At 53.3% G+C, this 13,634-nt stretch carries 7 protein-coding genes; all 7 read left to right on the top strand.

What is annotated here, in order from left to right:
- Nucleotides 1–15: 15 nt before the first annotated feature.
- From DPO_RS03690 to DPO_RS03660, 7 genes are read left to right on the top strand one after another with little or no spacing between them, the layout of a single operon-like run.
- Nucleotides 16–7,461, top strand: a complete 7,446-nt coding sequence (locus DPO_RS03690; RefSeq protein WP_006964345.1) for a type I polyketide synthase — start codon at nucleotides 16–18, stop codon at nucleotides 7,459–7,461.
- 49 nt (nucleotides 7,462–7,510) lie between these two features.
- Complete coding sequence (locus DPO_RS03685) at nucleotides 7,511–8,377, top strand: 4'-phosphopantetheinyl transferase family protein (RefSeq protein ID WP_006964344.1); 867 nt, start codon at nucleotides 7,511–7,513, stop codon at nucleotides 8,375–8,377.
- Complete coding sequence (locus DPO_RS03680) at nucleotides 8,374–9,327, top strand: ABC transporter ATP-binding protein (protein ID WP_006964343.1); 954 nt, start codon at nucleotides 8,374–8,376, stop codon at nucleotides 9,325–9,327. The genes DPO_RS03685 and DPO_RS03680 overlap by 4 nt, the downstream gene beginning before the upstream one ends.
- The gene (locus tag DPO_RS03675) at nucleotides 9,324–10,457 is read left to right on the top strand and encodes an ABC transporter permease (protein ID WP_006964342.1); all 1,134 of its coding nucleotides are present in this window, start codon (nucleotides 9,324–9,326) and stop codon (nucleotides 10,455–10,457) included. Before DPO_RS03680 ends, DPO_RS03675 begins: the two co-directional genes overlap by 4 nt.
- A complete protein-coding gene (locus tag DPO_RS03670; RefSeq protein WP_006964341.1) occupies nucleotides 10,454–11,398 on the top strand; it encodes a radical SAM/SPASM domain-containing protein in 945 nt (314 codons plus the stop codon). Before DPO_RS03675 ends, DPO_RS03670 begins: the two co-directional genes overlap by 4 nt.
- A gap of 14 nt (nucleotides 11,399–11,412) precedes the next feature.
- The gene (locus tag DPO_RS03665) at nucleotides 11,413–12,381 is read left to right on the top strand and encodes a glycosyltransferase family protein (RefSeq protein WP_040011423.1); all 969 of its coding nucleotides are present in this window, start codon (nucleotides 11,413–11,415) and stop codon (nucleotides 12,379–12,381) included.
- Nucleotides 12,375–13,631, top strand: coding sequence for an aminotransferase class I/II-fold pyridoxal phosphate-dependent enzyme (locus DPO_RS03660; RefSeq protein ID WP_006964339.1), 1,257 nt, complete (start codon nucleotides 12,375–12,377; stop codon nucleotides 13,629–13,631). The genes DPO_RS03665 and DPO_RS03660 overlap by 7 nt, the downstream gene beginning before the upstream one ends.
- The last annotated feature ends 3 nt before the right edge of the window (nucleotides 13,632–13,634 follow it).

The raw sequence follows: 13,634 nt of genomic DNA, 5'->3' as shown, positions 1-13,634 counted from the left end.
GCAAAGGATGTAAACATGTTAACTGAGCATCAAAATATCACCATCGCTTTTGTCCGGCGGCCTGAAAAGATTACCCCGGCGGTGATTCAGATGGCTCAACAAACAGGGACCCGCGCGATCTTCGATTTTTCCGAAGAAAAGAGCGCAGACAATCTGGTTTCCTTGTTACGAAAAACAGACCCTGCCGGTCTTGTCAGGGATATCAAAATCTCTGCCCCAGCCTTGATGGACCTGTCTTTAGGGCGGACAATAAAGGAAACGGGGATTCAAACCCTCTGGGTAGAGTGCCCCCCCTGGTTTTCTCAGGAAGACACGGCTCTTTTTTTAAACAAGCTGGGGGAAATGTCGAAAAATTATGGCTGCTTTCCCATCACCGGAGACACCGCGCTCATAACAAAGATGCTGAAGCCCGGCTCAGGCATCGAACGCATCGTCCTGAAAGGATGTGAGGCCGCTGGATTTGTAGGCCGCGAGACAACCATGACGCTCTATTCCATGGCCAGGGAAATGCAGAAATCCGCTGCAACTCCTTTTGATATTTTCATCTGGGGGGGCGTTTTTCTCCCTGAAGCTGCCGCCGCCTTTGTGTCCACCGGGGCAGCCGGGATCGTTTTTGAGAGTATCCATTGGCTGACGGATCAGGCCGGTGTTGATGATTCCCAACGGGAACAGCTTTCCCGGCTGCGTCCGGATGCCACGGATATGGTGGGCCTGGATGTGCAGGTTCCCTGCCGCCTGTTCAACAAGGGAAATTCTCTGGCATTCAAAAAAATCAAAGCATACGAGGACGCGCTCTGCAGCGCAGCGGACATGGAAGATACCCGCCTTTCTTTTGCGAACCGGGTGACGGCCGGGGCGGTTCATCCCCTAAAAAGCCGTTTCAGCAAGAACGAAATCATTCCTTTGGGTGTGGAAGCCGCCTTTGCCGGGGCCTTTGTGAACCGTTTCGGGGATAGAACCGGGGAAGCCGTGACTGCGTTCATAAAAGAAATGCATCAGTTATGCCGCCTGGCTGAAGAAAAAAAAAATGGTTTTCTGGACAGTCCTGTGGCCAGAGAAATGGGCACCCGGTACCCTTTTATCCAGGGCGCCATGTCCTGGATCACGGATATCCCGGAGTTTGCCTTACGGGTGGCGGATGCCGGCGGATTACCCACCATCGCCCTTGGCCTGATGGATGCTGAGGCCCTGGACCAGAGGCTGGGAACCCTGCCCAGGATCATGGGGTCGCGCCCGTATGCCGTCAATGTGGTCTCTTTGGCGGAAAATCCTTTCAAGGGACTGCATCTGGCCTGGATAAAAAAACACAGACCCCGTTTTGCCGTGATTGCAGGGGGGGATCTCTCCACGGTCAGAGAATTGATGGCATGCGGCATCGATGTCATGTATATCGCGCCGGATGAAGCGCTGTTGACGCTGGCCCTGAAACAAGGGGTCCGGTATGTGATCTGTGAGGGGTATGAGGCCGGCGGCCACGTGGGGCCGCACAGCACACTCACCCTGGCCCAGATGGTACTGGATATGAAGCGGCGCACCCCATCTTTGTTTCACAATTGCCGCATCATCCTTGCGGGAGGAATTTTCAACCGGGAAACAGCGTTCATGGCGGCCATGCTTGGCGCAGACGCCATCCAGATGGGGACGGCCTATCTGGCCACACAGGAGATTATTGAAACCGGCGCTTTGACCCCGCTTTATCAGCAGATGATCCTGAAATCACCTTTGGCGGGAACCGTTGTGTCAGGCCGGAATACCGGGCTCCGGGTGAGATCCCTGAAAACCCCGGGAATGGAATCTATTTTATCTCTGGAAAGGGAGTTTGCCGCCGGACTCCAGGACGAAACCTCTTTCAGGGAAAGAATGGAAAAAATGGCGGCCGGAAGCCTTTTCATGGCGGCCCGGGGAATGGACGGGCCGGGAGAGATAGTTCTGGATGAGCAAACCTGTATCGAACGGGGACAATTCATGAGCGGGTCCTGCGCCGGGCTTATCCGTGACGTCGACAATCTTGAATCCTTTCACCATGAACTGGCCCGGGGCTCTCTTTTGATGCATCAACCCGTTGTAAATTCCACGGAAACACCATTGGAACTACCGGTTGCCGGGATTAAACCAGATCCGAAGCGTTTCACACCCAACCGGGAGGTTCATGAAAGAATTGCCATCACGGGCATGGGCATTGTGAATACTTTGGGCAAGAGTCCCGAGGAAATCTGGAGTGCAAGCCTGGCCATGAAAAGCGGTATCACAAAAGTACCGCTGTCACGCTGGGATCATGCACTGTATTATGACCCTAAGCCCCTTATGCCGGACAAGACCTATTGCCGGGTGGGGGCTTTTCTGGACTTTCCCATCGACCGCACTGAACTGGGGATTCCTCCCCATGATTTCAGGACCATGACCCAGGCCACACGGATTTCCATGTGGCTTGCGGACAGGGCCATCCGGGCATCCGGCATTCTGACATCAGATATCCCCCGGGAAAGGATCGCCGTCCTCATCTCCCAGAACTCGGGAGAGGCGGCAAGTACGCTTCCCGATATCATTATCCGGGCATATGTTCACGACATCATGGCCGGCATCAAAAAGGCGGTTGACCTCACACCGGACCAGGTACAGGCCATTGAACAGGCAATCAGGTCCGGTCGCACGGCACTGGACGACACCACGCTTTTAGGCCGGCTCAACTGTGCCGCCGCCGGTTTTATCTGTAAAAAATACGGGTTCATGGGGCCCAGCCATGCCGTGTCCGCCGCCTGCGCCACCTCACTGGTGGCACTTTACAGCGCCATCCAGATGATCAAAAACGGCATCATCGACGCCGCGGTCGTGGGCGGGGGCGAGGATACGCTCAGCCATCTGCATTTCCTGGAATTTTCCGCCCTGGGCGCTCTTTACGGGCTGTCCGGAAGGGAAAGACCGGCCCGGGAAACCTCCTGTCCGTTTGATGCCCACAGAGACGGCATGGTCCTGGGTGAAGGCGGCGCAATGATTGTGATTGAGCGGGAAAGCGTCGCCCGGGCAAGAGGGGCCCTTGTTAACGCCTTTGTGACCGGCATGGGCGCCAGCAACAACCCTTTTGGAATGGTGGAATCCTCCAGAGTTTCCCAGCAGATGGCGATTCGCGCCTCTTTTAAGGGGACATCCTATGGGCCTGATGCCGTGGACATGGTGGAATGCCATGCCACCAGCACAAGACAGGGGGACCTGGAAGAAGTCCGTGCCCTGAAAGGGTTCTATCACTCCCCCAGGCGTACCGTGCTCACGGCATTTAAATCCCAGATAGGCCATACGCTGGGGGCCTCGGGGATCGGCGGTCTTATTCGAGGCGTGATGGCCATGAAAGCAGGAATTTTCCCGCCCACTCTCAATTACAGGCATCCGGACCCGGAAATCAATCTGGAAAACTCCGGTCTTATTGTCTCTTCTGCGCCGCTGGACTGGAAGAACCGCAACGGCGAGCCCAGAAGAATGGAAGTCAATGCTTTCGGGTTCGGCGGTTCCAATTATGTGGTACAGGTGGAGCAGGCCATGGACGAAACAGATACGGTCATGGTCTCACCCGGGACGCAAAAAATATCAGAAGTACGGGCGAACCAGGACCCGAAGGTGGCGCCGCCCCTTGCCCTGGTATTCCCCGGACAGGGCGCCCAATACGGCGGCATGGGACAGGAACTGTATACCTCATTTCCCGTCATCAAAGAATGGCTGGACCGGGCGGCGGCTGTTGCAGACTTTGACCTGCTTCACCTGATGTTCCATGATCAGGAAAAAAACCTTCAGAAAACCCGCTGGCAGCAGCCTGCCATGTTTGCCCTGGAAAATGCCATGGCCCGATATCTCATTGCGCTTGGCATCCGTCCTGTGGCCATGGCCGGTCACAGTCTGGGCGAATTGACCGCTTTGTGCCTGGCCGGTGTCTATTCCTTTGAAGACGGGTTTCGCATCGTAAATAAGCGGGCCCTGTGCATGGACAAGGCGGCTGCCGCCAACATCGATCCCGGTGTCATGGCCGCCACGGACGCTCCCCTGGACCTTTTAAACAAAATGATCAAAGATGACAATGATATCCACATCGGCAATATCAATTCCCCTTTTCAGACTGTTTTAAGCGGCAGCACCGGCGCCATCAGAAATTTTTGCAAAAATTTAAAGGAAATGGGCCACCGGACCACCCTTCTGCGCGTCAGCATGGCCTTTCACTCGCCTGCCATGCAGGTCATCCATGATGAACTTGCCGCATACATTGCCGGCATTGCATTTCATCCCCCGCAGATTCCGGTCATCTCCAACACAACCCGGAAACCCTATCCCGCAGATCCCCATGAGATCAAAAAAATCCTCATGGCGCACCTGGAATCCACGGTCCATTGGATGGACAATACCCGGTTCCTTTGGAACACCCACGGGGCAAGGCTTTTTGTTGAGGTGGGACCGGGGGAGGTATTGAGCAATCTCATTGCAGACACGCTTCCCGGATCATCCTGTATCCAGACCTGTGTTCGCTCTTCAGAGGCATTGACCTTTAAAGCCGCGCTGGCCCGACTTTTAGCACAAGGCCATCTCAAGGAAACGCCAGGTGATCTCTCAAGTGGCATGAAATCCACGTTCAGCGATTTTCAGCCGCCTGAATTCCGGAAACCCGTCGCACCCGGAACTGATGACCCATCTGAGCGTGACGATCTCATGGAGAAACTGATTCAAATCATCATGGACGCGACAGGGTTCAACCGAGACGAGATCCAGCCCGACATGGACCTGAGAAAAGATCTCTCCATCCGGTCCAGCCGCCTTCCCATCATCATGGATGCGGTGGAACGCCAGTTCAACATCACCATTGAACTGGAAGATTTTATCGATGTCCGGACCGTAAAAGACATCGCTGAAGAGATCTCCCGATTAACCGCCGGAAAACAAGACAGCGGCCTGCATACGGCGACTGAGGCCCTGGACTTGAACCCGGTGCCGGATAAATGTGACAACGCCTCAACGGATGAGGCACCACTGAAGCGGCTCGTATTTGATCACGCAACGCTAGAATTTGAGAATGCGGTTCCCCTGGAATTAAGTCCGGGAGAATCCGTCCTTCTCCTCTCCCCTGATGTGGAAGACAAGGTGGCCGAACACGCAGGGGATATTCTCCGGACCGATTACGGGGTGACCCCGTTTCCAATGGGATTCATGCAGGAAATTCCGGATTCCGGCCAAGCGGGTCATGACATCCGGACTGAAAACGGCACATTGCGGGCGGCGGATACAATCCGAACCCTGCTTCCTGTTTCCGGGATGGTCATCACCCTGGGCCGAAAAGGAGCCATCCGGTCAAGCAGCATGACGGATGTTTCTCAGCTTCTTAAATCATTCTTTCTCCTTTTAAAGGCATTTCTGGAATCTTCGGCCAAAAAATTCATTGTACTGATTTATTCTGCTGAAGATATTGGCACACCGGTTCAATTACTGGCGGAGGGGATGCTCGGGATATTTTTGAGCGCTGCCCGGGAATACGCGTCCGTCCAGTTCCGCACACTGGAAATCCAGAAAAACACCCATCTTCAAAAAGCCATGCACCATGCTTTGGATCGAGGATGTGCCGTGGTGGAGATGATACATCGTGATGGAAAAATCCTTACCTCAGAAGGACATTTGGCCCCGTCGGTTTTCAAGGATTCATCCCATCTGACTCTTTGCCCCGGAGACGTTGTCGTCATCGCCGGGGGGGGTGCCGGGATCGGGGCCCACCTGGCCCGTTGCCTGGCGCCTTTCATGCCCCGCCTGATCCTGCTGGGGAGAACACGTATCGATCCGGAAATGGATCCGGCAGAACCTTTTGCTGAACACGCCGCTTCCGGGGCGGTTCCGATGGATTCTAGGGCGCTGGAAATTGCGCAGACCCTGACGGATTTGCACGCCGCAGGAATTGAGGCTGCTTACCACACCTGTGATGTGACCGATCCTGAGGCGGTTCAGGCTGTCCTGGCAGAGGTGATCCGTTGTTACGGCAGAATCGACGGGATCATCCACAGTGCCGGGATCCTCAGGGACGGCCCGGTAAGCCGCATGACCCTGGATGATTTTTCCACGGTCACGGATATCAAATTCTCAGGCGCCTGGCATCTGTTTTTATCTGCCCAAAATGCCGGGTTGAAGTTTTTTGCGGGTCTTTCCTCGGCCGCCGCCATCCAGGGAAATCCGGGACAGGCCAATTACGCTGCCGCCAACCGGATGATGGCAGCATTGCTCAGGCACCTGGGCAAAGAAAACAAGGCGGTCCGGTTCAAGGCCCTGATGCTTCCCCCTGTCCAAGGGGCGGGCATGGCGGATGATCCGGAAATCCAGGCACTGCTGAAGCAAAAAGGGGTTGGATACATTCATCTGAATGAACTGGCAGGACTGTTCTGCCGGGAACTCTTTATCGCCCCGCCAGAAGATCATTGGGTGATGTTCATGAAAAAACTGCCGTCTGTGAACACGGTATTGCTCAATGACAGGACCCGGCCCGAACCCTTTGGAGATCTGGATTCCGGCCTCTTGTCCTTTGCGCCCGGAGACTTTCCCATGATCGAAAAAATTTCAGCCCTGGACCTTGGTCAGGAAAAACTGGAAGCCTGCCGGTCCTTTTCCCTGGAAAAAGATCTCTGGATCACGGACCACCGGCCTTTCAAGTTCATCAAGCATCCCATTGTATCCGCCACCATGGCCATAGAGACTTTTATGGAAGCGGCCCGGATACTGTATCCCCACCTCCGGGTGACAGGGGTCCGAAACGTCCGGCTCATGGACATGATCGAATGCCGGCCCGGGGTTCCTCGTCCTGCCCGGATTTCCTGCTGCAGGACGGGTGACCGCCTTGAAGAGGTGTTGTGCGACACGACCCTGTCGGCACAGGAGATCTCCCCGACCGGGAGATTGATGGCACATTTTGCCCTGCAATGCAGCGGCCAGGTGATGCTTGACGGCGGAGGAGAAACACCCGGACAGGGATTTCATGATTTTCCCATCCGTTCGGACGAGCTGAGAACCCAACCCATGAATCGTAAAAAAGTGCTGAAATGGTACAAAGACCGCAGTGGTCTCGGCGGCCGGTACCGGGTGATCGAATTTCTTGACGGCACAGGCCCGGGCGTCATACGGGGCCGGACCATCTATCCGGAAACCTGTGACTTTGCAGATCTTGTGAACGCAAAATACCAGTATTCCCCCTACCTTTTCGAAGCGCTTCTGCAGCTGGTGTGCTGTCATATTGCTGTCACAGACCCCTCAGAGCCCCGGTCCATGATTCCTTTGGAAATCGGGGAGATGCGGTGTTTCAGAAAAGTCGGGACAGGGGAAAAAATAATGCTGGAAGCCCGGTTGCGGGCACAAACCGACGAAGTGCTCACCTGGGACACCCGGGGGCTTGATGACCAGGGCGAAACCCTGATGCAGATCTCCGGGTTGCAGATGAAATGGATTTCAGACTGATCCTGAAGGAGTATGGAAGATTGGAGATCAAAAAAAGACAGGAACGGATATGATAAAAGACAGTCAAAAACCAGCCGTTCAAACCGTGCATTTCTTTCATGGCAAAGGGCCTGTTTTCTATGCATCGCTGCCCTGGGAGTCAATGGCGCGCCAAATGCCGGCAGGGCCCGAAAAGAACGATCCGGGCCAAAAACAGCATTTGATTTCCATACTGTGGGATCACTTTGTCGGTATGAAAAAACCGTTCCGGATGCACCGGCCATATGACACCCCGGATGCTTTCCCCATCCAGGCCGACCCGTTCATCCGGGTCGAACCGTTCATTCGGGTCATTCGGGGCCCTCTTGGCAGGCCCCAACTTTTGCTGGGGGATCACATCGGTCCGTCCATCTCTTTTTGCAAAAGCAACCAAAACCTCTGGGCCGCGCTTTGTGGAGATGGGCATGATATCGGTATCGATGTGGCACAAAGCCATGAATTCCAGGGCAAATACCCGTTTTACCGGGTGTTTCACCCCGGGGAACTTGGACATGCCCTGAAACCGGCAGAAGATGATTTAAAAAAGGCGGCGGCCCTGCTCTGGTCTGTGAAGGAAGCTGCGGCAAAGGCTCTGGGATGCGGGTTTCATCTTGTGGACCCGCTGCAGGTGATTGTCTATCCGTCAACAGGCCGGGCCACGAAAGAAACCATGCGGGGCACGGCAGAAGAAAACAGCATATATGATTTTCCGGTCGGGTTGTCGGAAAAGGCAGTAAAACGATTTCCCATGGCCCAGGGCCGGTCTTTACGGGTTCGTTCGGTTTGCCAGGGGAAAAGATGGCTTTCCATTGCCCTGTTGCATCGGCCGTCTCAACCAGGTGATGGGCAAAACCGGTGGGTTAAGCAATTTCCAAAGATACAAAATGGAGAGGTATGACCCAGAACAATAAATATGCCATTGAAGTCCATCACCTGACCAAGCGGTACAAGGAATTGTCCGCGGTTGACAATATATCGTTTGCCGTTGAAAAAGGTGAGTTGTTTGCGCTGCTGGGCCCCAACGGAGCCGGCAAGACCACGACCGTGGAGATTCTCAATACCATCCGAACACCCACATCCGGCAAAGTGATGCTTCTTGGAATGGATGTCACCGAAAAAAAATATGACATCATCCCCCGCATCGGGGTCCTTCCCCAGGGGTTCAGTTCCTTTGACCGAATCACGGTCAAAGAGACCCTCCAGTATTATTCCCGGCTTTTTTGCCGGAAAAAACCGGATATTGACGGGCTGATGGCGCTTGTGAACTTAAAAGACAAGGCCGCAGTCCAGTACAAGAATCTTTCCGGCGGGTTGAAACAGCGCCTGGGCATCGCGGTTGCCCTGGTGAACGACCCTGAAATCGTGTTTCTGGACGAGCCCACAACGGGGCTCGACCCCCTGGCCCGGCGCGCCATGTGGGAGGTTCTTCTGGATCTTAAGAAAAAGGGGAAAACCCTGTTTCTCACCACCCACTACATGGAGGAAGCCGAACTTCTTGCAGACACGGTTGCCATCGTAAAAAAAGGAAAGATCACCGCGATGGATTCTCCCGGAGAACTCATAGAAAACAATGCCGATTACCTGGTCGTCATGCTCAAATCCGTGGATGAAACCGTGTTTGACATCGTTAAAAAAATGGGATTTGCCCCGGACCATGACAGCCACGGGCATATCACGGTCCGGCTTGCCCACACGGACGATGTCCGAAGATTGCTCAACGCCGTCAGAGAAGGCGGGGCATCGTTTACCGGTCTGGATGTCCGCAAGCCCAATCTGGAAGAGGTGTTCCTCAAACTGACGGATGACACTTTTTTGAAACATGTTGCCGGGATCGAGGAGGCACAATGAACCTGCACATCATCCATGCCAATATCATTCGGGCCAACATCATCGTGAGCATCAAGAGCTTCTACCGGGAAAAGACGGTGGTGTTTTTCAGGATTGCCTTTCCCGTCATCCTGATACTGGTATTCGGCACCATTTTCATGGAAAGAGACAATGAAGTTTTTGAATTGAGCATCCAGGATCTGGACCGGACAACGTCATCCCAACAACTTGTGGAAGCGCTCGATCAAAGCGAACGATTCAACATCACACCCGTCTCTCCTGACGCAAATGCCAAACAGTATGCCAAGGACAACAATTTGAATCTGATTGTCATTATTCCCGAAAATTTTGAGATGTCTCTCATGGAAAAAATGGCGGCCGACCACTTTGAAACCCCCGTCACCCTCACCCAAGTATACGACCCCGGCGCCTTTGGAGTGACCACCAAAATTGGGGTGCTGGACATGGCCCTGGCCAAAATCAACCAGGAAATGTCCGGTAAACCGCCGCTTATTGCCTCGGAACCCGTATCCATACTTAAAAAAAAATACCGGTTCATTGAATTCTTTGTCCCCGGGATCATTGCCATGGCAGTGATGACGGCCAGCCTGTTCGGTTCCGTGAACGTCAATGCCGAACTGTTGCAGAAAGGCGTCATCCGAAAGCTTTCCACCACCCCCATCACCCGGATTGACTGGATTTTGTCAAACGTATTGTACCAGTTCATTCTTGCGGTTGTATCCACGGCCGTGATGCTGCTGGTGAGCTATGCCGTATTTAAGGTCAGTCTTGAGATCAATGCCTGGCTGGTGGTGTTTGTGGCCCTGGACGTATTTGCATTTGTGGGACTGGGCATGATTCTCACCCGCGTGGCCAGGGAAGCTGAAAGTGCCTCAGCCGCGGCCGATGCCCTGATGTTTCCCATGATGTTTCTGTCCGGAACATTTTTTCCTGTGGAGATGATGCCTGAATTTTTACAGACGTTTGCCAGGATTCTGCCGCTGTATTATGTGAACGAAGGACTCAGGGCCGCCATGATCGCTGTGGACCACACGGCTGCCCTGAAATCCGCTTTGATCATCGGCGCGTTTGCCGCCGTGGTGTTTGTTCTCGGCATCATGACAACAAGAATAGGCGGAGAGACCCCATGATTTTCAATGCAAGAGACAGGATCACCCGGGGGCTGTTGTCATTGGCCAGATCTCCTTTGCCGTTTCATCTGTATTACCGCCGCCATTTTCCGTTGCCCGCAGTCCTCCTGATTGAAAACACCAATGCCTGCAACGCCCACTGTGTGATGTGCCCCCGTGAAAAGCTGACCCGGAAACCCGGCATCATGGCATTTGAGTTATTTGAAAAAATCATCAGAGAAGTGTCGGAAGTAAAACGAAAACCCGTTGTGCATCTGCACGGATTTGGAGAACCGCTGCTGGATGAATCATTACCGGACCGGATCAGGCTCGCAAAAGATTTCGGGATAAACCATACCTATCTGGTGACCAATGCCTCGTTATTATTTCCCGAAACGGCAAAAAAAATCATCGATGCGGGACTGGATGAGATGAAAATCAGCTTTTACGGCACGGATGACGACTCCTATTGCCGCACCATGGAAGGGCTGGATTTCAAGGTAGCGTTAAACAATATCATCGAATTTGTGAAAATCAGAAAGGAGATGAAAAAAAAGACACCGAAACTGATCCTTCAATACCTGCCTCAGGAAACCAATGGCGCTGCAATAAAAGACTTTAAAATCCTGGGGCGCGCTGTTCTGGACAAAAAAGTGGGCGACCGCCTGAATGTCAGCGCTCTGGACAATTTCGGCGATGGACGGGCGTACAACCCGGTCAAAGGAAACATAGCGTCTGTCTGTTTTTATCCCTGGTCGGCCATGTCCGTGCTCTGGGACGGCAGGGCTGTGACCTGTTGTGTGGATTATAACGGGGTTCAGGAAGTAGGGAATCTGAACTCCCAGACGGTCGCGGAAATCTGGAACGGGCCGGTAATGACCGGCATCCGAAAAAACTTCGGCCGGCTTGACTATAGCGGATTTCCGGTCTGTCAGTGCTGTGACTGGGTACACCGGCGGTAATGGGGGGGTGACAGATGAAAAAAAAGATATTTTTTATATGCGGCTCCATGAACCAGACCACCCAGATGCACCAGATCGCAAGGCACCTTGAGGAATATGACCATGCGTTTTCTCCTTTTTATGTCGACGGATTTGACCGGATTCTCAAAAAACTGGGAATGATCGAATTCACCGTCGCAGGCAACAAACTGTCAAACCGATGCCGGGACTATCTCCGGGACCAGAGTCTTCCTATCGATGAAAGGGGGCGCAATCGGCCCTACGACCTGGTGGTGACCTGCTCGGATGTGTATCTGCAAAAGAATATCTCAGGCAACCGGATGGTGCTGGTCCAGGAAGGGGTGACCGATCCTGAATCTTTCATGTGCCATCTGGTCAGCCGGTTCCGGTTTCTTCCGCTCTGGTTTGCCGGCAATGCATTGACCGGTCTCAGTGATGCATATGAGGTATTCTGTGTTGCCAGTGACGGATATCGGGATTTTTTCACCCAAAAAGGGGTTTGCCCTGAAAAAATGGTTGTCACGGGGATCCCCAATTTCGACAATTGCCGGCAATACAGCAGCAACACCTTTCCCTATAAAGGCTATGTGCTGGTGTGTACGTCGGCCCTGAGAGAAACGCTCCAGTTTGAAAACCGCCGGGCCTTTATCCGAAAAGCTGTTGAGATCGCCGGTTCCCGCCAGCTTATCTTCAAGCTTCACCCCGGCGAAAAACACAGACGCGCCACCCGGGAAATAAACAGATACGCCCCTGGGGCCATGGTGTTTTCGACGGGCAATGCCGAAGAGATGATCGCAAACTGTGATGTTCTGATCACCCGGTTTTCTTCGACGGCCCTTGTGGGCCTTGCCCTGGGCAAAAAAACCCTTTCAGACTTTAATATGGAAGAAATGCGTCGATTGACGCCTGTACAGAACGGTTCGGCGGCCCTGAACATCGCTGGTGTCTGCCGCCGGCTGCTCGAAAGAGAGGACCCATGTTAAATCAATTCATTGATATTGCCACCCAGAAAATTCGTGCCAAACGCATGGCATATTTTGGAAAGCACCCGGATGTGTATACAAAAATATATGCCTATACCCGGCCAAATGTGCTAAAGGCCCTGGGATATTATCCCTATTATCCGAAAATCGAAAAAGCCAATGCCACCCAGGTCACCATTGACGGAAAACAAAAAATCATGCTGGGATCCAATAATTATCTTGGGCTCACCAACCATCCCAAAGTGATTGAAGCCGGTGTAAAAGCGCTGCGGGAATACGGCTCGGGATTGACCGGCAGCCGTTTGCTGAACGGCAATACCCTGCTGCACGATCAACTGGAAGAACAGCTGGCGGATTTTGTTCACATGGAAAGCGCCCTGGTGTTTTCCACGGGATTCGGTACCAATTTTGGAACCATCACGACCATCTGCGGTCCGGATGATTTGATTTTCAGTGATGAATACAATCATGCGTCCATTGTCGACGGGATCCGTTTTTCCGGTGCACGAAAATGCAAATACAAACACAATGACATGCAGGATCTGGAAGAAAAACTGGCCTTTTCAGATCCAAAATACCCCCGGTTCATTGTCACGGACGGCATCTTCAGTATGGACGGGGATATTGCCAGACTGGATGACCTGGTTGCCCTGTCTAAAAAATACCCTTCCCGCCTGATGGTTGATGATGCCCATTCCTTTGGGATTTTAGGTCCCCGTGGCGACGGGACTGCCGCCCATTTTGACGTCACAAAAGATGTGGACCTGATTATGGGGACTTTCAGCAAATCCTTAGGCTGCATCGGCGGATTTATTTCCGGTGAAAAACTGGTGATCGAATATTTAAAACATCATTCCCGGACCATGCTTTTCACGGCATCCCTGCCCCCTTCCAATGTGGCGTCCGTCATGGCGGCCTTAAGAATCATCCAGGCAGAACCGGAACGCCGTGAACAATTGATCGACCATGCCCGGTTTATTCGTGACGGTTTAAAATCACTGGGATTTGATATCGGTGAAAGCGTCACCCCGATCATTCCCATTATTATCGGCAAAGATCTCAAGACGTTTCAGGTATGGAAAGACCTGATGGATGCGGGGGTTTACACAAATCCCATTGTGTCTCCGGCCGTACCCCGGGGCAGGGCCCTGCTGCGTACCAGCTACATGGCAACCCACACGCGCAAACAACTGGAATTCTGTCTGGATATGTTTGAAAAAACCGGCAGAAAAGCCCGCATTATCCGTTGAAAG

It is taken from the genome of Desulfotignum phosphitoxidans DSM 13687, from assembly GCF_000350545.1.
Classification (GTDB): domain Bacteria; phylum Desulfobacterota; class Desulfobacteria; order Desulfobacterales; family Desulfobacteraceae; genus Desulfotignum; species Desulfotignum phosphitoxidans.
The sequence above is the reverse complement of the archived record's forward strand: the minus strand, read 5'-3'. Positions and strand labels throughout refer to the sequence as shown.

What these genes read in the sequence shown, in the direction of transcription:
- DPO_RS03690 (WP_006964345.1), top strand. Translation starts at nt 16, where the DNA reads ATGTTAACTGAGCATCAAAATATCACCATCGCTTTTGTCCGGCGGCCT.
- DPO_RS03685 (WP_006964344.1), top strand. Translation starts at nt 7,511, where the DNA reads ATGATAAAAGACAGTCAAAAACCAGCCGTTCAAACCGTGCATTTCTTT.
- DPO_RS03680 (WP_006964343.1), top strand. Translation starts at nt 8,374, where the DNA reads ATGACCCAGAACAATAAATATGCCATTGAAGTCCATCACCTGACCAAG.
- DPO_RS03675 (WP_006964342.1), top strand. Translation starts at nt 9,324, where the DNA reads ATGAACCTGCACATCATCCATGCCAATATCATTCGGGCCAACATCATC.
- DPO_RS03670 (WP_006964341.1), top strand. Translation starts at nt 10,454, where the DNA reads ATGATTTTCAATGCAAGAGACAGGATCACCCGGGGGCTGTTGTCATTG.
- DPO_RS03665 (WP_040011423.1), top strand. Translation starts at nt 11,413, where the DNA reads ATGAAAAAAAAGATATTTTTTATATGCGGCTCCATGAACCAGACCACC.
- DPO_RS03660 (WP_006964339.1), top strand. Translation starts at nt 12,375, where the DNA reads ATGTTAAATCAATTCATTGATATTGCCACCCAGAAAATTCGTGCCAAA.